Raw genomic sequence first — 19512 nt, 5'->3', positions numbered from 1 at the left:
GTTCAGACGCGGTTGAGATCGAAGCCGGCCTTCTCGCCGGTGCCGTAGACCTTCAGGGCACCCTTTTCGCCGACGGCGTTCGGGCGGTTGAAGATCCAGTTCTGCCAGGCGGTGAGGCGGCCGAAGATGCGGGTCAGCATGTTCTCCTGGCTGGCGAAGCGCAGGTTGGCCTCCAGGCCGGTGAGGGCGTCGGGCGACATGGCGGCGCGCTCCTCGATGGCGATGCGGATCTCGTCGTCCCAGTCGATGTCGTCCGGGGCGGCGGTGACCAGGCCGAGCTTGAGCGCCTCGTCGGCGTCCAGCGGCTTGCCAGCGGCAGCGCGGGCGGCCTCGAGCGGGGCGGCCTCTTCGTAGAAGCGGCGCTGCAGGCGGCTCTGGTCGTTGACCATGGGGAAGAAGCCGAAGTTGAACTCGTCGAGCACCAGCCTGGGCGCGCGTTCGGGCTCGTCGGGCAGGGCCAGCATGTAGGCGCGGTCGGCGGCGAAGGCGATCTCCGCCAGAGTGCCGGCGAAGCAGGAGCCGGGCTCGATCAGCGCGAACAGGCTGCGCGAGGAGACGTCCAGGCGGGCCAGGGTGCGGCGCAGCGCGCCGATGGTTTCGCGCACCAGCCAGTGGTCCTTGTTGGCAAGCAGGGTCTTGTCGCTGTCGAGCACGGCCTGGGCATCGCCCTGGGTCTTGAGCAGCCAGGTGCCGATGTCCAGCTCGTTGGTGCGCAGGTTGAGGATGGCGTCGTCGAGCTGGCGGACCATCGCGAGCGGCCACCAGGCGGCGCCCGCGGCCTCGATGCCGGCGATGTCGGTGGGCTGCGCGCCGGTTGGAGCCTTGACGGTCAGCGTGGCGGTGCGGCGGGCGCGGTCGATCTCGACCGTGACGAACTCATAGCGGATGCTGTCGGCGCCGTCCTCGCGCTCGACGCGGGTCAGGCTCACGCCCTTGGCGCCGGCCGGGCGGTGGCTGCCCTCGGCCAGCTTGGCGGCGCGCTCCTGCACGGCGGCGCCGAACTGCGCCGGCTTGGCGACCGCATCGACCAGGCGCCATTCGACGGCTCGCTGGCCGCGCACGCCTTCGACGCTGGTGCAGAAGATGTCGGCCAGGTCATGGCGCACATGGCGCTTGTCGGTGACGCGGGTCAGGCCGCCGGTGCCGGGCAGCACGCCCAGCAAAGGCACCTCGGGCAGGGAGACGGAGGAGGAGCGGTCGTCCACCAGCACGATCTCGTCGCAGGCCAGGGCCAGCTCGTAGCCGCCGCCGGCGCAGGCGCCGTTGACGGCAGCGATGAACTTGAGGCCCGAGTGCTTGGACGAGTCCTCGATGCCGTTGCGCGTCTCGTTGGTGAACTTGCAGAAGTTCACCTTCCAGGCGTGGCTGGAGACACCCAGCATGAAGATGTTGGCGCCGGAGCAGAAGATGCGGTCCTTGCCGCTGGTGACGATCACCGAGCGCACTTCCGGATGCTCGAAGCGCACGCGGTTGAGCGCGTCGTTGAGCTCGATGTCCACGCCCAGGTCGTAGCTGTTGAGCTTGAGCTTGTAGCCGGGGCGGATGCCACCGTCTTCGGCGATGTCCAGCGACAGGCGGGCGACGGAGCCCTCGACGCTGAGCTTCCAGTGGCGGTATTGGGTCGGGTCGGTGCGGTAGTCGACGCGGGCGGGATGGGCAGCGGTTTCGGTCATGTCGCGGTCTCCTGGGTGCCTGGTGGCGTGAACAATAGTGCAGTTGGCGATTGCCATGACATGCATCATCTTGCATGTTTTGCGGCGCGTCAAGTCCTCCCCGGATTTTTTTGCAACCGCCGGCTTCCGGCGTTCTCAGCCGCCCCGGCTCATCGCTTCCCGCACCGTCGTCCGGAGGGCCTGGAAGCTTTGCGCCAGGTCGCGGCCGCTCGTGTCCACACTGAGATCGGCCTTGGAATAGAAGGCCGCACGGCCGGCGAGGATGCGGCGCAGGTCGTCCATGGCCTCCTTGCTGGCGGCCATCGGGCGGGTGTCGCCCTGCGCGGCGACGCGGCCCATGTGCTCCTCGGGGGCGGCCTGCAGCCAGACGGTGGTGCAGTGCGACAGCAGCTCGTTGAAGGTGGCCGGGTCGGAGACGATGCCGCCGGGGGTGGCGATCACCACCTCGGCGTAGATCTGCACCGCCTCCTCGAGCGCGCGGCGCTCGTAGCGGCGGTAGGCGTTGGTGCCGTAGAGGTCGTGGATCTCGCGCACGCTGCAGCCGGCCAGCTTCTCGATCTCGCGGCTCAGCTCGATGAAGGGCACGTCGAGGTCGTCCGCCAGCATCTGGCCCAGGGTGGACTTGCCGGCGCCGCGCAGGCCCACCAGCGCGATGCGGCGGTGGCGCGCCGGGTCGCCCGCGGCGGTGCCCAGCAGCTCGCCCAGGGCGATGCGGGCGCGGCGCAGGTCGGCCTCGCCGCGGCGCTCCAGCAGCTCGCGGATCAGCAGCCACTCGGGGCTGCTGGTCGTGATGTCGCCCACCAGCTCGGCCAGCGAGCAGTGCAGCGCGGTCGCCACCTGCTGCAGCACCAGGATGGAGGCATTCCCGATGCCGTACTCGAGGTTGGCCAGGTGGCGCTCCGACACCTCGGCCGCCTGCGCGACGGCCTTGCGCGTGAGGCCGCGGCGCGCGCGCAGGTTGCGCACCCGCTCGCCCAGCGCCACCAGCAGCGGGTTCTTGGCTTCCTCGGCCGGCTGGGCCGGATCGGCGGGTGCGCTCAGCACCGCGTCGGCTCGCTCATTCATCTCGCTTCGTCCTCTCCTCGTCGCTGCGGTCTACGGGTAAACACCATATATGCACTATATTGCTTGACACCTTTTGTGTCGGTGCTTATGGTTCATGCACAGGCAAGATACTGCACGCGGCGATTTGCCGCAAGTTTGTTCTTCTTCACCCATGCATGAGCGCACCACGATGTCCAAGGAATCCTTCCACCAGATCGTCGCCGACGTGACCTCGCAGATCGCCGGCCGCCCGCTCGACGACGAGCTCGACCGCTGGCTCAACACCGTTCACGGTGTCGGCAGCGAAAGCTACGAACGCCTGAAAGAGGCCTGTATCGACGGCGTGGCCGAAGGCTGGCTGTGCGAGCGCGAGGGCGGCGGCATCAAGTATGGAAGGGTGTTCAAGGCCGAGGACGAGCTGCACCGCTTCTCGGTCGACGTGGTGGACATGAAGGACATCCAGGGGCCGCACCACACGCATCCGAATGGCGAGGTCGACTTGATCATGCCGCTGGAAGGCGATGCGACCTTCGACGGCCGGCCCGCGGGCTGGTGCGTCTACCCGCCGGGATCGGCGCACCACCCCACGGTGGCCCAGGGCCGCGCGCTCGTGCTCTATCTATTGCCCGAAGGGCAAATCCAATTCAGTAAATGACGCTCTCCCCCAGGCTTGCTCACTTCGTGTAGCCGCCAACCCCTCACCGGGGGCGACACCAGCGGCCCGGCAAAGCCGGTTGCGCGGTGTCCCCCGAACAACACCGGAGCCCATCAGATGACCGAACTTCTCTCCAACTACGTCGCCGGCCGCTGGCAGGCCGGCAGCGGCGCCGGAACGCCGCTCTTCGATCCGGTGCTGGGCACCGAGCTGGTCCGCGTCGACGCAGGCGGGCTGGACCTGGCCGAGGCCTTCGGCTTCGCGCGGGAGAGCGGCGGGGCTGCCCTGCGCGCCCTTACTTACAAGCAGCGCGCGGCCCTGCTGGCGGGCGTCGTCAAGGTGCTGCAGGCCAACCGCGACGCCTACTACGAGATCGCCACCGCCAACTCCGGCACGGTGAAGAACGACTCGGCGGTGGACATCGACGGCGGCATCTTCACGCTGGGCCAGTACGCCAAGTGGGGCGACGCGCTGGGCGACGTGCATGCGCTGCGCGACGGCGATGCGGTGAAGCTGGGCAAGGAGCCCGTGTTCCAGTCGCAGCACCTGCAGGTGCCCACGCGCGGCGTGGCGCTCTTCATCAACGCCTTCAACTTCCCCTCCTGGGGCCTGTGGGAGAAGGCCGCACCCGCCCTGCTCTCGGGCGTGCCGGTGATCGTGAAGCCGGCCACCGCCACCGCCTGGCTCACCCAGCGCATGGTGCGCGACGTGATCGAGGCCGGCGTGCTGCCGGCCGGTGCGCTGTCGATCATCTGCGGCAGCTCGAACGGGCTGATGGATCAGCTGCAGGGCTTGGACGTCGTGTCCTTCACCGGCTCGGCCGACACGGGCGCGGTGATCCGCTCGCATGCCGCGGTGGCGCAACGCTCGGTGCGCGTGAACATCGAGGCCGACAGCCTCAACTCAGCCCTGCTGCTGCCCGATGCCACGGCCGACAGCGAGAGCTTCAAGCTGCTGGTGCGCGAGGTGGTGCGCGAGATGACGGTCAAGGCGGGCCAGAAATGCACCGCGATCCGCCGCATCCTGGTGCCGGCCGCGCTGTACGACGCGACGGCCGAGGCGCTTGGCAGCAAGCTCGCGGGCATCACGGTGGGCAACCCGCGCAACGAGAGCGTGCGCATGGGCTCGCTGGTGAGCCGCGCTCAGCTGAACGCGGTGCGCGAGGGGCTGGACGAATTGAAAGCCCAGGCCAGCGTGCTGCATGACGGCAGCCGGGCGCCGCTGGTCGATGCCGACCCGGCGGTGGCCGCATGCATCGGCCCGGTGCTGCTGGGCGCGCGCGATGCCGACGCGGCGCAGCGGGTCCACGACGTGGAGGTCTTCGGCCCGGTCGCCACGCTGCTGCCCTACCGTGACTTCGACCACGCGATCGCGCTGGCGCATCGCGGCCAGGGATCGCTGGTGACCTCGCTCTACGGCGCCGACGAGGCCGCGCTGGGCAAGGCGGCGGTGCAGGTCGCCGCCAGCCATGGCCGCGTGCATGTGATCACGCCCGACGTCGCGCAGGCGCACACCGGCCACGGCAACGTCATGCCCCACTCGCTGCACGGGGGCCCCGGCCGCGCTGGCGGCGGTGCCGAGCTGGGCGGGCCGCGCGCGCTGGACTTCTACCACCGCCGCGCCGCGGTGCAGGCCAGCCCGGGCGTGCTGGCGCAGCTGGGCCTGGCGCAGGCCTGAGCAAGAACACAGGGATGACCCGAGGAGAGAACACGATGAGCCTGCCCGCACGATTCAATTTTGCCGAACACCTGTTCGCCCTCAACCGCGGCCGCGCGCAGAAGACCGCCTATGTCGACGACCGCGGCGCCCTGCCTTACGGCCAGCTGGAGGAGCGCTCGCGCCGGCTCGCCGCCGCGCTGCTCGCCGCCGGCGTGAAGCGCGAGGACCGCGTGCTGCTGCTCATGCTGGACAGCAGCGACTGGCCGGTGAGCTTTCTCGGCAGCCTCTACGCCGGCATCGTGCCGGTCGCGGTCAACACGCTGCTGACCTCCGACGACTATGCCTACATGCTGGCCAACAGCGGCGCCAAGGCGGCGCTGGTTTCCGGCGCGCTGCTGTCGGTGCTGCAGGATGCGCAGCGCAAGGGCTCGCATGCGCTGAAGGCGCTGTTCGTCTCGCAGCCGACCGGACCGCTGCCCGAGGGCGCGCAGGAATTCGAGGCGGCGCTCGCTGCGCACGAGCCGCTGGCGGAGCCCGCCGCGACCACGTCGCAGGACCACGCCTTCTGGCTCTACTCCTCCGGCTCCACGGGCAAGCCCAAGGGCACGGTACACACGCACGGCAACCCCTGGTGGACGGCCGAGCTCTACGGCAAGCCGGTGCTGGGACTGACGGAGAACGACGTCTGCTTCTCGGCGGCCAAGCTCTACTTCGCCTATGGCCTGGGCAATGCGCTGACCTTCCCGCTCTCGGTGGGTGCGACGGTGCTGCTGATGGCCGAGCGGCCCACGCCCGATGCGACCTTCAAGCGCTGGACCAGCCAGCACAAGCCCACCGTGTTCTTCGGCGCGCCAACGGGTTTCGCCGGCATGCTGGCCTCCCCCAACCTGCCGGCGCGCGAGGCGGTGTCGCTGCGCATGTGCTCCTCGGCCGGCGAGGCGTTGCCGGGCGAGCTGGCGCAGCGCTTCAAGCAGCATTTCGGCTGCGAGATCATCGACGGCATCGGCTCCACCGAGATGCTGCACATCTTCATTTCCAACCGGCCCGGCGACATCCGCTACGGCACCACGGGCCGCCCGGTCGAGGGCTATGCGATCGAGCTGCGCGGCGAGGACGGCCAGCCCGTCGGCGTGGGCGAGGTGGGCGACCTCTATATCAAAGGGCCCAGCACGGCCGTGATGTACTGGGGCAACCCCGAGAAGAGCGCCGACACCTTCCGCGACGGCTGGACCAAGAGCGGGGACAAGTACTCGCGCGACGCCGATGGCTACTACACCTACGCGGGCCGCAGCGACGACATGCTCAAGGTCAGCGGCATCTACGTCTCGCCCTTCGAGGTCGAGGCCACGCTGATGCAGCACCCGGCCGTGCTCGAGGCCGCGGTGATCGGCAAGGAGGATGCAGACGGCCTGGTCAAGACCAAGGCCTACGTGGTGCGCAAGGCCGGGCAGAGCGTGACGGACGACGAGCTCAAGGCCTTTGTGAAAGAGCGTCTTGCGCCCTACAAGTACCCGCGCTTCATCGAGTTCGTGGAGGAACTGCCGAAGACGGCCACGGGCAAGATCCAGCGCTTCCGGCTGCGCGAGCGGGAGCAGAAGGCGTGACCGCCGCGCCCGAGTTCGCCGCCATCGATTGGCGGGGGCGCCCCCTGCGCCTCGAATACGTGCGCATCGCACCGGAACGCACCGACGCCCCCCTGCTCGTGTTCCTCCACGAAGGCCTCGGCTCGATCGCGATGTGGAAGGACTTCCCCGAGCGCCTGTGCGAAGCCGGCGGTTTTCGCGGCCTGGTGTTCTCGCGCCCCGGCTACGGCCGCTCCACGCCGCGCGGGCCCGAGGAGACCTGGGACGTGGACTTCATGCACCGCCAGGCGCACGAAGTGCTGCCGGCCTTCTTCGAAGCCATCGGCCTCACGGAACAACCCTGGCTCTTCGGCCACAGCGACGGCGCCTCGATCTCGCTGCTGTATGCGGCGCGCTTCCCCGAGCGCGTGGCCGGCCTGGTGGTGCTGGCGCCGCACATCTTCGTGGAGGACGTGACGGTCGCCAACATCGAGCAGGCCCGGCTGGCCTACCTGGAGACCGACCTGCCGAAGAAGCTGGGCCGCTACCACGACGACGTGGACTCGGCCTTCTGGGGCTGGAACCGCATCTGGCTCCATCCGCCCTTCAAGCAATGGAACATCGAAGCCGAGCTCGATGCCATCCGTTGCCCGGTTCTTGCTATCCAGGGCATCGATGACGAGTACGGCACACTCGCGCAGATTCGCGGCATCGCCCAGCGCGTGCCGGGCACCGAGCTGCTGGAGCTGCCCGACTGCGGGCATTCCCCGCATCGCGACCAGCCCGAAAAAGCGATAGTGGCGACCGTTTCATTCGTGGAGGACCGGAATTCCCGGTCAGGGAAAACTCGTGTTTGAGAGATAAATGATTTACCCTTAAAGTATCTGCGCCCGCGGCGGCGCGTCGTGAAGACACGCGCCCAACCCGCCGCCCCCGTCTTCAAGCCGTTCCCCTTTCATTTCAATACCAACGCCAGGAGATCACCATGACCACCCGCATCGCCCGCACCACTCTGACGGCCCTCGCACTGGCCTGCATCGCCACACTGGGCCACGCCCAGCAGGGCAAGCTCAAGGTCGGCCTGATGCTGCCCTTCAGCGGCACCTTCGCCGCGCTCGGCGTGGCCATCGAGAACGGCTTCAAGCTTCATGTCGAGGAGCACGGCGGCAAGCTGGGCGGCCGCGAGATCGAGTACATCAAGGTGGACGACGAGTCCGACCCGGCCAAGGCCACCGACAACGTCAACAAGCTGATCAAGCGCGACAACGTCGATGTGATCGTCGGCACCGTGCACTCCGGCGTCGCGATGGCGATGGCCAAGGCCGCCAAGGAAAGCGGCACCGTGCTGATCGTGCCCAACGCGGGCGCCGACGCGGTGACCGGCCCGATGTGCGCGCAGAACATCTTCCGCAGCTCCTTCTCCAACTGGCAGCCGGCCTACGCCATGGGCGAGGTCGCGGCCAAGCAGGGCAAGAAGACCGCGATGACCCTCACCTGGAAGTACGCGGCCGGTGACGAGTCGGTGGCCGGCTTCAAGGAAGGCTTCGAGAAGGGCGGCGGCAAGGTGCTGAAGCAGCTGACCGTGCCCTTCCCCAACGTGGAGTTCCAGGCGCTCCTGACCGAGATCGCGGCGGCCAAGCCCGATGCGGTGTATTCCTTCTTCGCGGGCGGCGGCGCCGTGAAGTTCGTCAAGGACTACGCGGCTGCGGGCCTCAACAAGAACATCCCGCTCTACGGCCCCGGCTTCCTGACCGACGGCACGCTCGATGCGCAGGGCGAAGCGGCCCAGGGCATGCTGACCACGCTGCACTATGCCGATGGCCTCAACACGCCGCGCGACAACAAGTTCCGCACCGAGTACGCCAAGATGTTCAAGCTGCAGCCCGACGTGTACGCGGTGCAGGGCTACGACGCGGCGCAGATGCTGGCCATCGGCCTCGCCGCGACCAAGGGCGACATCACGAAGAAGGCCGACTTCGCGGCCGCCATCGAGAAGGCCAAGATCGACAGCCCGCGCGGTGCCTTCACCATGGGCAAGTCGCACAACCCGGTGCAGGACATCTATCTGCGCAAGGTCGAGGGCAAGGAAAACAAGATGGTCAACGTCGCCGTCAAGGGTCTCGCCGACCCGGCCCGCGGCTGCAAGATGTAATCACCAACGCTGAAAGCGATGACCTGTCGTGGACTTCGGTACCTTTCTTGTCCAGTGCCTGAACTCGGTTCAGTACGGGCTCCTGTTGTTCCTGGTGGCCTCGGGACTGACGCTGATCTTCGGGATCATGGGCGTGATCAACCTGGCCCACGGCAGCTTCTACATGATCGGCGCCTACATGGCGTTCGCGCTCTCGCCGCTCTTCGGTGACCAGTTCATCCTGATGCTGCTGGGGGGCGTGGTGCTCACCGCGCTCTTCGGCTACGTGCTGGAGTGGGCCTTCTTCAGCTACCTCTACCAGCGCGATCATTTGCAGCAGGTGCTGATGACCTACGGGCTCATCCTCGTCTTCGAGGAGCTGCGCTCGATCCTGGTGGGCAACGACGTGCACGGCGTGCCGGTGCCACCCTGGCTGAGCGGCAGCTTCGCGCTGGGCAGCCTGATGAGCTACCCCTGGTACCGGCTCTTCGCCTCGGCCGCCTGCATCGTGCTGGCGATCGGCCTGTACTACGTGGTGAACCGCACGCGCCTGGGCATGATGATCCGCGCCGGTGCCAGCAACCGCGACATGGTGCGCGGCCTGGGCATCGACATCCGCCGGCTCTACCGCATCGTGTTCGCGGCCGGCGTGGCGCTGGCCGCGCTGGCGGGCATGATCGCGGCGCCCATGTCCTCGGTCTACCCGAACATGGGTGCGAGCGTGCTGATCATCTGCTTCGTGGTGGTGGTGATCGGCGGCATCGGCTCCATCACCGGCGCGCTGGTGGCATCGCTGCTGGTGGGCTTTGTCGACACCTTCGGCAAGGTGTTCTTCGCGGAGCTGAGCGGCATCGGCGTGTACGTGCTGATGGCCGTGATTTTGATCTGGCGTCCCGAAGGCCTGATGGGCAAGAAGGCCTGAACCATGAAGACCTTCTCGCACTACCTTCCCCTGATCTGCGCCATCGCGCTTGCGGCGCTCGGGCCCTTCCTCGGCCCCTACCTCGGCGACCTCGTGGTCAAGGTGATGATCCTCGCGATCTTCGCGCTGAGCCTGGAGCTGCTGGTCGGCATGACCGGCCTGGTGAGCCTGGGCCACGCGGCCTTCTACGGCATCGGCGCCTATGCCACCGTGCTGGGCTCCGGCAAGGAGGGCGGCTCCATCGCCCTGCTGCTGCCGCTGGCCATGGGCTGCGCGGCCGGCTATGCGCTGGTGACCGGCGCCTTGAGCCTGCGCACCCGCGGCGTGTACTTCATCATGGTCACGCTCGCCTTCGCGCAGATGGCCTTCTTCGTCTTTCACGACACCGCACTGGGCGGCGGCAGCGACGGCATCTACATGTACATCCGGCCGGTGCTGGGCGCGCTGGACCTGGAGAACAGCAAGGTCCAGTTCTACTTCGTGCTCGGCGCGCTGGTCTTCACCTACGGCCTGCTGGCGCTGATTCGCCGCTCGCGCTTCGGCGCTGCGCTGGCGGGCATCCGCGTCAACGAGCAGCGCATGCGCGCGGCGGGTTTTCCGGTGTACGGCTACAAGCTCGCGGCCTTCGTCATTGCCGGCGCGCTGGCCGGGCTGGCGGGCTTTCTCGTCGCCTCGCGCGACGGCGTGGTCAACCCCGAGCTGCTGGCCTGGCACAACTCCGGCGAGGTGCTGCTGATGATCATTTTGGGCGGCCTGGGCCACCTGCGCGGCGCGGTGATCGGCGCGGTGGCCTTCACGCTGCTGAAGGAGCTGCTGTCCACCCACGCGATCGTGGGGCCGCTGGCGGACCACTGGCAGCTCACGCTGGGCCTGGCCATCATCGCCTTCGTCGCGCTGCTGCCCAAGGGCATCGTCGGGCTGCGGGTGCGCGTGATGCCGAAGAAGGAGGCTGCGGCATGAGCAGCACGGCCGCTCCGAAGGCGAATAGCACCGCAACCGAAGGCGAAGGTATTCCAATGAGCAGGCTTCTTGCGGTCGAGAACCTGACGCGCCGCTTCGGCGGCCTGGTCGCGGTCAACAAGGTGACGCTGGACCTGCACCTCGGCGAGGTGCATGCGGTGATCGGCACCAACGGCGCGGGCAAGTCCACGCTGATCAACATGCTCTCGGGCGAGATCGAGGCCTCCGACGGGCGCATCACGCTGAACGGCGAGGACATCACCACGCGCGCGCAATTCCGCCGCGCGCTGGCCGGCGTGGGGCGCAGCTACCAGCGCACCACCATCTTTCCGGAGTTCACGGTGCTGGAGAACTGCCGCCTCGCGGCGCAGGCCGCGGCGCCGAAGCCATGGGCGATCTGGCAGTCCTCGCAGAGCTGCGAGTACAGCAATGGCGCCGCCCGCGAGGCATTGGAAGCCGCGGGCCTGGGCACGGTGGCCGGCCGCGTCGCCGGCACGCTGAGCCACGGTGCCAAGCGCCAGCTCGAGGTCGCGATGTGCCTGGCCACCAAGCCGCGCGTGCTGCTGCTGGACGAGCCGCTGGCCGGCATGGGCGCGGAGGAGACCGAGCGCATGCTGAGCCTGCTCGCCAACCTGAAGGCCACCCACGCGATCCTGCTGGTGGAGCACGACATGGATGCGGTGTTCCGCATCGCGGACCGCATCACGGTGATGGTGAACGGCACGGTGATCGCGACGGGCGACCCGGCTTCGATCCGCGTGAATCCCGAAGTACGCACGGCCTACCTGGGCGAGGACCACTGAGATGCTGCAGATCGAAGGGCTCAACACCTACTACGGGGACAGCCATATCCTGCGCGGCGTCGACGTCGCACTGCCTTCGGCGACCTCGATCGGGCTGCTGGGGCGCAATGGGATGGGGAAGACCACGCTGATCCGATCGCTGATGGGCTACGTGCGGCCGGCCTCGGGGCGGGTGAAGCTGGATGGGGTCGATGTGACCGGGTGGGCGCCGGAGAAGATGGCGCGGCGGGGGATCGGGTATGTGCCGGAGGGGCGCGGGATTTTTCCGAACCTGTCGGTGAAGGAGAACCTCGTCATGAGCGCGCGGGCGGGGATCGATGGGAAGCGGGAGTGGACCTTCGATCGGGTGATGACGACGTTTCCGCGGCTGACGGAAAGGCTGTCGCATGGGGGGCAGCAGCTGTCGGGTGGAGAGCAGCAGATGCTTTCGATCGGGCGCGCGTTGATGACGAATCCGCGGTTGCTGATTCTGGATGAGGCGACTGAAGGGCTCGCGCCGTTGATCGTGGCGGAGATCTGGCGGGTGATCTCGGAGATTCGGGCGACCGGGATAGCGACGCTGATCGTGGATCGGGATTGGCGCAAGGTGCTGGGGCACACCGAGCAGGCGGTGGTGATGGAGAAGGGGAAGATCGTGAGGCAGGGGCCTTCGGCGGGGTTGTTGGCGGAGCCGAAGGTGTTGGAGGAGTTGTTGGGGGTGTGAGGAGTTGAGCTTGCCGACAAGCTGACGCGCGTACACAGAGCCCGGATTGGGGGGCGGCAGGCCGGGTATGCGATTCGTAGCGGTCTTTGCGACGCCCAATCGATAGAGGCCATATCGACTTGGGTCCTCGCTCGCGACCAAGGCGTTGTCAAAGCCCAGCGGAATGAGGCTGCGGTACGGGATTTGGTACGCGTAGTCGTCGCCCAGCCCCTCATATCGCAGTTCGCCATCTGCGGCGGGGTGGATGTCTATGGGATAGGCACCAGCCGCGATGGCATTGGAGAACTGTTCGGGTGCCGCAACTCGTCCGCGGTCAACACATGATCGCCGGCGATCCTACGCGTCTCGCGCACGCCGACTTGGGTTGCGAAGGCGCGCAACTGTCCGTCTTCACAGCCTGGGCCGGCAATATCAGTCGACCTTGACGTTCGCGCTTTTAACGATGGCACCCCACTTGGGCACTTCCTTAGCCAGGTAGCTGCCGAAGTCAGCCGGCTTCATCCACTCGGCGGCAAAACCCTGCGCCGCCAGCTTGTCCTTGATTTCCGGCATCGCGAGGATCTTCTGCATGTCCGCGTTGATCCTGTCGATGATCGGCTTGGGTGTCGCGGCCGGCGCCATCATGCCGATGAACGCAACCGCTTCGAAGTTGGGGTAGCCCTGTTCGGCCACGGTCGGCACGTTGGGTAGAACAGGCGAGCGCTTCTTGCCCGTGACGGCCAGCTCCTTGAGCTTGCCCGACGTCACGAAGGGCGTGGCCGAGATCATGGTGTCGAGCATGTAAGTGGTCTGGCCGCCCATCACGTCGGTGAGGCCGGGGCCGCTGCCCTTGTAGGGCACATGAATGGTCTTGATGCCAGCCGCGCTGTTCAGCATTTCGCCACCGAGATGCGTCGACGAACCGTTGCCCGAAGAGGCGAACGACAACTCACCGGGCTTTGCTTTGGCGGCCACGACGAGTTCTTTCAGGTTGCTGGCCGGGAAATCAGGCCGCGTCACCAACACCAGGGGACCAGTCATGATCATCGAGACCGGCGCGAGGTCCTTTAGCAGGTCGTACTTCAGTTGCTCCTTCGGGAACAACGTCATGTTGATGGCATGCGAGGTCGCAGCGATTAGCAAGGTGTAGCCGTCGGCTGGCGCCTTGGCGACGAAGTCGGCGCCGATGTTGGAGCCGCCGCCCGGTTTGTTCTCGACGATGAAGGACTGCTTCTCCATCTCTCCGAGCTTGGCTGCGAGCAACCGGGCCACGATGTCGTTGGGACCGCCCGGCGCATAGGGCACGATGATCTTCACCGTCTTGGACGGGTATTTGTCTTCGGCATGCGAAAGCAAAGGCGTAGCGAAAACGGCCGTGGCGGCCAGGGCGAGGGCGAGGGGCTTGAACATGGTTGTCTCCGGTTTATTGAATGGGGCGAGCGTTCAGCCGCTCAGGTCTTGTACGAACGGTCTTCGCGATCGAGCTGGCGCAGCAGCGCGGGCCATTCCATCGGCGAAAAGTTGACCTTGCCTTGCGGGCCGTAGCGCTTAGCCATCTGGGCGGCCAGTTCGGCGCTGGGCATGCTGACTTCGGCGCCACTGGCCAGCACGTCGACCTGCACCTGGCATGCGGTCTCCAGCCAGTACATCAGGTTCCAGGTGTCCTGCACGCTCGGGCCGCAGGCCACCAGTCCGTGGTTGCGCAGGATCAGCGTGCTGTGCGGGCCGAGGTCGTGCGCGATACGGTCGCGCTCGCTCAGGTCAACCGTGGGCTGCTCATAGTCATGGAACCCGATCGCGCCGTAGAAGCGCATGGCCGATTGCGTGAGCGGCAGCAATCCTTGCTTCATCGCGGAGACCGCCATGCCGGCACGGGTGTGGGTGTGCATGACGCACTTCAGGTCGGGCCGTGCGCCGTGCACGGCACTGTGAATCATGAAGCCCGCGCGGTTTACGGGGAACTCGCCGAACTCGCCGTCGGGCTTGTCGACGACGTTGCCGTCGAGGTCCAGCGTGTAGAAGCACGAGGCCGTGATCTCCGTGTAGAGCAAGCCGAACGGGTTGATCAGGAAGTGCTTCGCATCGCCCGGCACCTTGGCCGTGATGTGGTTGTAGATGAGGTCGCTCATGCCGTACTTCGCCACCAGGCGGTAGCAGGCGGCAAGGTCGGTGCGAACCTTCCATTCCGCATCGCTCACGCGATCACGAACAGAGGCAGGGCGGGTCTGGACAGCAGCGGTCATGGTGAGTGGGCCTTGCATTGAGAGGTCAGTGGGATTCGGGGCGGCCAGCGAGCATGCGGCGCGCCGTGTAGCGCAGCACGGCTTCGCCGCGCTGATTGAAGACGTCGATGTTCGAATCGACGATGGCGCGGTTGCCCTTGGAGGTGGGCTTGACGCCGGCGACCTCGACAACCGCGTGGATGGTGTCGTTGACGCGCACCGGGCCCAGCACTTTCTGCGTGCATTCGAGCATCGCCATGCCCGTGCCCTGGATCATGGTTTGCAGGATGAAGCCCTCGATGAGCGAGTAGGTCAGCGCTGCGGGCACCGGGCGCCCGCCGATCGCGCTGGCCGCACCTTCGGCATCGATGAAGATGATCTCCAGCATGCCAGTGCACGAGATGAAATTGACCAGGTCGGTCTCGGTCACGGTGCGGTTGAAGGTCTGGAATTTCTGGCCGACCTCGAGGTCTTGCCAGAAGAAGCCATGGCCCAGCAGCGGGTACTTGGCTGTTGTGGGTGCGGTCATATCGGTGCTCCTTGCAGGGCGGGTTGTTCGGTGCCAATGGGTGCGATGCCGGCTTCGCTCAATACCTGGTGGGTGTGTTCGCCGAGGCGCGGGGCCATGCGCACCGGCAGTTGTTGCCGATCGATGCGCACCGGCGCGCCAGGGAAATTCAGCTTGCCCATCTTCGGGTCATCGATGGTCTTAAAGAAACCGGTTGCCTTGAGGTGTGCGTCGTCGGGCAGGTCTTCGAGGCGGTTCATGCGCGAGGCCGGCACTTCGAGGCGCGCGAATACGTCGAGCCATTCGTCGGTGCTACGCGTCTCGATGACTTGCGCGGCCAGCGTGTAGAGCGCATCGATGTTGCGCGTGCGTTCGGTGATGTCGGCGAAGCGGGGATCGGCCGCGGCTTCGGGCATGCCGCCTTCGGTGAAGAAGCGCTTCCAGTGCGCGTCGGTGTAAGGCATGGCGCAGAGGTAGCCGTCGGCAGTGCGATAAGGGCGGCGATGCTTGGCGAACAGGCGCGGATAGCCAGTGTCCGAAAGGGGTGGCAAGAAGTGATGGCCGTAGAAGTGCTCGACCAGGTTGAAAGACACCATCGATTCGAGCATCGGCACCTCGACATAGCCGCCCTTGCCGGTGCGCTCACGCCGGAACAGCGCGGCCAGGATGGCATGGGTGGCCACGAGGCCAGAGGTCTTGTCGGCCGCAATCGTCGGGAAATACTGCGGCGCGCCGGACTGCCGCTCCATCAAGGCCGCGCAGCCCGACAGGCCCTGGATGATGTCGTCGTATGCCGGCATGCCGCCGTAGGGGCCGTCCTCCGCGAAGCCGTGCAGGCCGACGTAGACCAGGCGCGGGTTGCGTGTCAGCAGCGTGTCCGGATCCAGGCCGATGGCCGCGAGTTTTTGCGGGCGAATGCTGTGCATCAGCACGTCAGCGGTGTCGACGAGCGTGAGGAGTGCGGCGCGAGCTTCGGCGCGCTTTAGGTCCAGCACCACGCTGCGCTTGCCGCGGTTGACGCCCAGGAAGATGGCGCCCATGCCGGGCTCGGTGCTGGGCCCGGTGCGCCGGGTGGAGTCGCCTTCGGGCGGTTCGATTTTGATGACGTCGGCGCCGTACTCGGCCAGATTCTGGCTGGCGTAGGGGCCGAGCACGACCGCGCTCAGGTCGAGGATTCGGACGCCTTCGAGTGGCAGATTCGACGCAGGAGTGGTCATGGTGGCTGGCGGTGTCTCGGGCCGCTCGTCTGTTGGGGTATGCACGAATCGTAGAAGTGGAGCCTTAACGCGTCCAATACCGTTCATGTCATTTGCCATACATGCAAAGTAAGCCTCATGGAACTGCGCCAGTTGCATCAGTTCATTGCCGTGGCCGAGACGCTCAACTTCAGCCGCGCTGCCGAGCGCCTGCACATGGCGCAGCCGCCGCTCTCGGTGGCGATCCGCAAGCTGGAGGAGGAGGTGGGCGCGCCGCTGTTCGATCGCCAAGCGCGCGGCGTCGCGTTGACGGCGGCGGGCATTGCCGCACTGGCCTTGGCCCGACGCTGCGTGAACGATGCGAAAGCCTTGCGTGACGCAGCGCTCGCCGCAGCCGGGGGCGAGCGGGGGACGCTGCGGGTGGGCTTTGTCGGCTCGGCCACCTACGCGCTGCTGCCAAGGCTGCTGCCCGCGTTTCGCGCTCGCTATCCGCAGGTCGAATTGGTGCTGCGGGAGTCCGCCAACCGCGAACTGCTTGCAATGGTTGAAAGCGGCGAATTAGACGTAGGGCTGGTCCGCTATCCGACCGGATCCGCCAGCACCCTGCTGTTCGAGATCGTTGAGCGTGACGTGTTCTGTGCGGTCCTGCCGTCAACGCACGCGCTGGCCCGAAAGAAGCGCCTCGCGCTGCCAGAATTGGCGCGCGAGCCTTTCGTGGACTATGCCTCGACGCACGTTCCGGGCCTGCACGCCATGGTGATGCTGGTGTTTCAGCAAGCCGGGTTGACGCCACACGTCGCCCAGGAAGCGACCCAGGTGCAAACGGTGATTAGTCTGGTGCAAAGCGGGATGGGGGTGGCACTTGTGCCTTCAGTCAGTGCGCGACTGGCTGCACGGGACGTGGTGTTCCGGCCCGTTCAGGGGCTTCCGGCTTCAGCGGGCATTTCATTGGCGATGGCAACGCGAGTTGACACTCATAACCCTGCGGCGCTTCGGTTTCGTGAACTGGCGTTGCATCAAGGTTCTACGAGCCGAAGTGCGTCCGCGGGCGGCGAGCATTCGTGAGCTTCCTTAGTTTAGACCCGAAGCACCGAACTACAGGCATGCGCGCAAGACCGGTCGTTGCTGGCGGACGGGCGAATGTCCGGTCATGGCAGGTCATGGCCGACTACGGAAGTACGCGAACATGGGCCCAATGTCGGCTTCCGCGGCACAACGGACAGATCCATTGGCATAAACGCCGACGCCCGGCTCTAAAAATGAGCACTCTAGTCCGTGGACTTATCGTCATCACTTGATGACGATCGCCCGGTGAAAAATGAACCCTTGAAAGTACTGGGATCGCGCGTCCGAGAGAAACGCAGCGAGCACTCCTTGCTCCGTCGCATCGCCAGCGAACCTCTCCCTCATGTCCTGACGGGCGACCAAAACCTGCTCGCCGTCAGTGCTCTGTTTCAAGCAGGTCATGTCGATGCCGTGATGCGTGTCGTCGTCGATCTCCTGGGCGGTGGCCCACAGGTCGGCGTGGTGGTCAGCGAGATCACCCCCTCGGGTTTGTCGCTGCTCCGACGCTCTCGATCGTAGCCCTGCACCACGGCGCAGGGAGTCGACCGGCGCTAGGGCGCAGTGCGCCCGCGTTGCAACGCACGACCCTCAGCGCAGTTCGTACCAAACTCCACGCCCGCTACCACGCAAGCTCAGATGGCCCCGTTCAACAAGCGCCCGGAAATGCTGCTTGAGCGTATTGCGATTCCCCCCAGTCAGCCGAATCGCATCCCCCATCGTGATGCGCCCATGCTCCCGCGCAAATTCAACGATCTGCAATGAGAGGTCGGGCAGTACGGCCAGCACAAGCTTTTCGCGCTCGACTTTGCGATTGAGCCGACGAACCTGCTCCGCCAGTGCGCGCAGGAAGAAGACGAGCCAGGGCTGCCAGTTCGGAGACTCGGTGCGAATCGTCCCTTGTGTCTGCCGCAGCTTAAGGTAGTAGGCCTCCTTGCTCAGCTCGACCACGCTTTCGAGCGAGCTGTACGGCACGTAGGCATAGCCGACTTGCAGCAACAGCAAGGTGGTCAGTACCCGGCTCAGGCGACCGTTGCCGTCCTGGAATGGGTGGATCTCCAGGAAGACCACGACCCAGATGCCGATGAGCAGCAGGGGGTGGAGTCGCGCAGCGTCGCGTTCCTCGTTGAACCAGGTCACCAGCTCGGTCATCAGCCGCGGCGTGTCGAAGGGTGTCGCGGTTTCGAACACCACGCCCAGCTGCTTTCCGTCCTCGTCGAAGGCGACCACGTTGTTCGTGGAGGTCTTGTATTTGCCACGATGCAACGCGTCCTTGTCGCTGTAGGTCAGCAGGTCGCGGTGCAGTTGCTTGACGTGGCTCTCGGTGAGGGTGATGTCCTGCCACGACGAGAACACCAGTTCCATGACCTCGGCGTAGCCGGCCACCTCCTGCTCGTCGCGCGTGGTGAAGGACTTGATCTGCAGGCTTGTGAGCAGACGCTCGACCTCCCGGTCCGACAGCTTGCTGCCCTCGATGCGGGTGGACGAGCCGATGCTCTCGATGGTGGCCACCCGCCGCAACGCCGAGAGCCGATCCGGCGCCAGGGTGCCGAGGGCTCGCCAAGCGCCCTTGAACTCATCGACACCAGCGATGAGGTTCAGGATCTCGGGGGTGATCTGGACGCCGTCGGATCGGATCATCGGCGCCAATACTACATCCATTTACACCCATTCCCTCCGGGCAACCGTCGAGCGTGGCGCATTTATCCGCCCGTTTACACCCATTTCCGCTGCTGCGCCGGGCGCCGGACCAGGCTAGGGCTTTCCGCATATAGAGCCCGCCCCACCCCTGCTGCATCATCCCCTCGTCTCCCGAAGCACCGAGCCCCCATGCGAAAGGACCGCGCGATGTCAGCCGAGCCCACCGCAATCGTCCAGCAACACGAGCCGGGCTTCGAGTCCGATTCCACACCTCGCCCCGAGCGTCGCCGGCACGCCGAAACCCAGCTCAACTACCTCTACCGCCAGATCGACGCCACCTGCAACCGGCGCCTCGGCTTGGCAAAGTGGTACCGCCGCCTGAACTTCGGCTACCAGATGTCTGCGGCAGCGCTCTCGGCGCTGGTAACGGTGATCACAGGCTTCCAGACCTTGGGGCCCGAGCGAAGCATCGCGGCCAGCAACGTGGTGCTGGTCCTGAGCGCGATCATCACGCTGATCACGCTGGCCGGCGGCTTCTACACGCCGCGCGAGCTGTGGGTGGTGATCATGGGGCACTGCGGCGACCTGGAGAACCTCAAGACGCGCCTGGAGTTCGAGGAGCGCAGTCCCGATTTCGAGGAACGCAGGGACGAAATCGCCGAGTGGGGCTTCAAGGAATTCCAGCAGCTGATCGACGGCTACGAGGAAAAGTGGAAGGCGATTCGCGAGAAGGGCAAATAGGCTCCGGGCCTGCCTGAACGGCGGCGCACTTACCGCCGCCACTCGCACCCA

19 protein-coding genes and 1 pseudogene are annotated in these 19512 nt (G+C 66.4%); 12 read left to right on the top strand and 8 right to left on the bottom strand.

Features of this window, described 5'->3' with window-relative positions; translation table 11 throughout:
- Positions 1–2 precede the first annotated feature (2 nt).
- Both boxC and AC3A6X_RS17870 read right to left on the bottom strand, forming a co-directional pair.
- Complete coding sequence (boxC, locus tag AC3A6X_RS17875; protein WP_487843445.1) at positions 3–1673, bottom strand: 2,3-epoxybenzoyl-CoA dihydrolase; 1671 nt, start codon at positions 1671–1673, stop codon at positions 3–5.
- A 135-nt stretch (positions 1674–1808) separates the two neighbouring features.
- Positions 1809–2738 (bottom strand): helix-turn-helix transcriptional regulator, encoded by a 930-nt coding sequence (locus AC3A6X_RS17870; RefSeq protein WP_487843444.1) that lies wholly within the window; start codon positions 2736–2738, stop codon positions 1809–1811.
- A gap of 169 nt (positions 2739–2907) precedes the next feature.
- Between AC3A6X_RS17870 and AC3A6X_RS17865 the strand changes: the two genes are divergently transcribed.
- From AC3A6X_RS17865 to AC3A6X_RS17825, 9 genes are all read left to right on the top strand, one after another.
- On the top strand, positions 2908–3372 hold the full coding sequence (locus AC3A6X_RS17865) for a 4-hydroxylaminobenzoate lyase (RefSeq protein WP_487843443.1): 465 nt from the start codon (positions 2908–2910) through the stop codon (positions 3370–3372).
- A gap of 117 nt (positions 3373–3489) precedes the next feature.
- Positions 3490–5049: a 3,4-dehydroadipyl-CoA semialdehyde dehydrogenase gene (locus AC3A6X_RS17860; RefSeq protein ID WP_487843442.1), complete on the top strand. Its 1560-nt coding sequence runs from the start codon at positions 3490–3492 to the stop codon at positions 5047–5049.
- A 35-nt stretch (positions 5050–5084) separates the two neighbouring features.
- The gene (locus tag AC3A6X_RS17855) at positions 5085–6635 is read left to right on the top strand and encodes a benzoate-CoA ligase family protein (protein ID WP_487843441.1); all 1551 of its coding nucleotides are present in this window, start codon (positions 5085–5087) and stop codon (positions 6633–6635) included.
- The gene (locus tag AC3A6X_RS17850) at positions 6632–7450 is read left to right on the top strand and encodes an alpha/beta fold hydrolase (RefSeq protein ID WP_487843440.1); all 819 of its coding nucleotides are present in this window, start codon (positions 6632–6634) and stop codon (positions 7448–7450) included. Before AC3A6X_RS17855 ends, AC3A6X_RS17850 begins: the two co-directional genes overlap by 4 nt.
- Positions 7451–7578: 128 nt before the next feature.
- Positions 7579–8745 (top strand): ABC transporter substrate-binding protein, encoded by a 1167-nt coding sequence (locus AC3A6X_RS17845; protein WP_487843439.1) that lies wholly within the window; start codon positions 7579–7581, stop codon positions 8743–8745.
- A gap of 28 nt (positions 8746–8773) precedes the next feature.
- Positions 8774–9646 carry a branched-chain amino acid ABC transporter permease gene (locus tag AC3A6X_RS17840; protein ID WP_487843438.1) on the top strand — a complete coding sequence of 291 codons (873 nt, stop codon included), beginning with the start codon at positions 8774–8776 and terminating at the stop codon, positions 9644–9646.
- Positions 9647–9649: 3 nt separating this feature from the next.
- Positions 9650–10606, top strand: a complete 957-nt coding sequence (locus AC3A6X_RS17835; RefSeq protein WP_487843437.1) for a branched-chain amino acid ABC transporter permease — start codon at positions 9650–9652, stop codon at positions 10604–10606.
- A gap of 56 nt (positions 10607–10662) precedes the next feature.
- Positions 10663–11409: an ABC transporter ATP-binding protein gene (locus tag AC3A6X_RS17830; RefSeq protein WP_487843436.1), complete on the top strand. Its 747-nt coding sequence runs from the start codon at positions 10663–10665 to the stop codon at positions 11407–11409.
- 1 nt (position 11410) lies between these two features.
- Positions 11411–12112, top strand: a complete 702-nt coding sequence (locus tag AC3A6X_RS17825; protein WP_487843435.1) for an ABC transporter ATP-binding protein — start codon at positions 11411–11413, stop codon at positions 12110–12112.
- A 144-nt stretch (positions 12113–12256) separates the two neighbouring features.
- On the opposite strand, the pseudogene AC3A6X_RS17820 reads toward AC3A6X_RS17825, so the two are convergent.
- From AC3A6X_RS17820 to AC3A6X_RS17800, 5 genes and pseudogenes are all read right to left on the bottom strand, one after another.
- Positions 12257–12561: pseudogene (locus AC3A6X_RS17820) on the bottom strand (FAD-dependent oxidoreductase); the annotation flags it as partial.
- On the bottom strand, positions 12524–13501 hold the full coding sequence (locus tag AC3A6X_RS17815) for a tripartite tricarboxylate transporter substrate binding protein (protein WP_487843434.1): 978 nt from the start codon (positions 13499–13501) through the stop codon (positions 12524–12526). The pseudogene AC3A6X_RS17820 and the gene AC3A6X_RS17815, both read right to left, overlap by 38 nt.
- 41 nt (positions 13502–13542) lie before the next feature.
- On the bottom strand, positions 13543–14334 hold the full coding sequence (locus tag AC3A6X_RS17810) for a class II aldolase/adducin family protein (RefSeq protein WP_487843433.1): 792 nt from the start codon (positions 14332–14334) through the stop codon (positions 13543–13545).
- Positions 14335–14359: 25 nt separating this feature from the next.
- Positions 14360–14842, bottom strand: coding sequence for a MaoC family dehydratase (locus AC3A6X_RS17805; protein WP_487843432.1), 483 nt, complete (start codon positions 14840–14842; stop codon positions 14360–14362).
- A complete protein-coding gene (locus AC3A6X_RS17800) occupies positions 14839–16038 on the bottom strand; it encodes a CaiB/BaiF CoA transferase family protein (protein ID WP_487843697.1) in 1200 nt (399 codons plus the stop codon). The genes AC3A6X_RS17805 and AC3A6X_RS17800 overlap by 4 nt, the downstream gene beginning before the upstream one ends.
- Before the next feature lie 117 nt (positions 16039–16155).
- Here AC3A6X_RS17800 and AC3A6X_RS17795 point away from each other — a divergent pair, with 117 nt between their 5' ends.
- On the top strand, positions 16156–17082 hold the full coding sequence (locus AC3A6X_RS17795; RefSeq protein ID WP_487843431.1) for a LysR family transcriptional regulator: 927 nt from the start codon (positions 16156–16158) through the stop codon (positions 17080–17082).
- Positions 17083–17328: 246 nt separating this feature from the next.
- Positions 17329–17601: a hypothetical protein gene (locus AC3A6X_RS17790; protein WP_487843430.1), complete on the top strand. Its 273-nt coding sequence runs from the start codon at positions 17329–17331 to the stop codon at positions 17599–17601.
- 69 nt (positions 17602–17670) lie between these two features.
- On the opposite strand, the gene AC3A6X_RS17785 is transcribed toward AC3A6X_RS17790, so the two are convergent.
- Positions 17671–18720 carry a Fic family protein gene (locus AC3A6X_RS17785; protein ID WP_487843696.1) on the bottom strand — a complete coding sequence of 350 codons (1050 nt, stop codon included), beginning with the start codon at positions 18718–18720 and terminating at the stop codon, positions 17671–17673.
- A 207-nt stretch (positions 18721–18927) separates the two neighbouring features.
- Here AC3A6X_RS17785 and AC3A6X_RS17780 point away from each other — a divergent pair, with 207 nt between their 5' ends.
- Positions 18928–19461: an SLATT domain-containing protein gene (locus tag AC3A6X_RS17780; protein ID WP_487843429.1), complete on the top strand. Its 534-nt coding sequence runs from the start codon at positions 18928–18930 to the stop codon at positions 19459–19461.
- Positions 19462–19512: the final 51 nt, after the last annotated feature.

This window comes from Variovorax sp. Soil_C_12 (assembly GCF_057657375.1).
The sequence above is the reverse complement of the archived record's forward strand: the minus strand, read 5'-3'. Positions and strand labels throughout refer to the sequence as shown.

Bases quoted from the DNA above. Each gene is read 5' to 3' on its own strand.
- AC3A6X_RS17825 (WP_487843435.1), top strand. From the start codon at position 11,411: ATGCTGCAGATCGAAGGGCTCAACACCTACTACGGGGACAGCCATATC.
- AC3A6X_RS17800 (WP_487843697.1), bottom strand. From the start codon at position 16,038: ATGACCACTCCTGCGTCGAATCTGCCACTCGAAGGCGTCCGAATCCTC.
- AC3A6X_RS17810 (WP_487843433.1), bottom strand. From the start codon at position 14,334: ATGACCGCTGCTGTCCAGACCCGCCCTGCCTCTGTTCGTGATCGCGTG.
- AC3A6X_RS17815 (WP_487843434.1), bottom strand. From the start codon at position 13,501: ATGTTCAAGCCCCTCGCCCTCGCCCTGGCCGCCACGGCCGTTTTCGCT.
- AC3A6X_RS17830 (WP_487843436.1), top strand. From the start codon at position 10,663: ATGAGCAGGCTTCTTGCGGTCGAGAACCTGACGCGCCGCTTCGGCGGC.
- AC3A6X_RS17835 (WP_487843437.1), top strand. From the start codon at position 9,650: ATGAAGACCTTCTCGCACTACCTTCCCCTGATCTGCGCCATCGCGCTT.
- AC3A6X_RS17860 (WP_487843442.1), top strand. From the start codon at position 3,490: ATGACCGAACTTCTCTCCAACTACGTCGCCGGCCGCTGGCAGGCCGGC.
- AC3A6X_RS17795 (WP_487843431.1), top strand. From the start codon at position 16,156: ATGGAACTGCGCCAGTTGCATCAGTTCATTGCCGTGGCCGAGACGCTC.
- AC3A6X_RS17865 (WP_487843443.1), top strand. From the start codon at position 2,908: ATGTCCAAGGAATCCTTCCACCAGATCGTCGCCGACGTGACCTCGCAG.
- AC3A6X_RS17805 (WP_487843432.1), bottom strand. From the start codon at position 14,842: ATGACCGCACCCACAACAGCCAAGTACCCGCTGCTGGGCCATGGCTTC.
- boxC (WP_487843445.1), bottom strand. From the start codon at position 1,673: ATGACCGAAACCGCTGCCCATCCCGCCCGCGTCGACTACCGCACCGAC.
- AC3A6X_RS17845 (WP_487843439.1), top strand. From the start codon at position 7,579: ATGACCACCCGCATCGCCCGCACCACTCTGACGGCCCTCGCACTGGCC.
- AC3A6X_RS17855 (WP_487843441.1), top strand. From the start codon at position 5,085: ATGAGCCTGCCCGCACGATTCAATTTTGCCGAACACCTGTTCGCCCTC.
- AC3A6X_RS17785 (WP_487843696.1), bottom strand. From the start codon at position 18,720: ATGATCCGATCCGACGGCGTCCAGATCACCCCCGAGATCCTGAACCTC.
- AC3A6X_RS17870 (WP_487843444.1), bottom strand. From the start codon at position 2,738: ATGAATGAGCGAGCCGACGCGGTGCTGAGCGCACCCGCCGATCCGGCC.
- AC3A6X_RS17780 (WP_487843429.1), top strand. From the start codon at position 18,928: ATGTCAGCCGAGCCCACCGCAATCGTCCAGCAACACGAGCCGGGCTTC.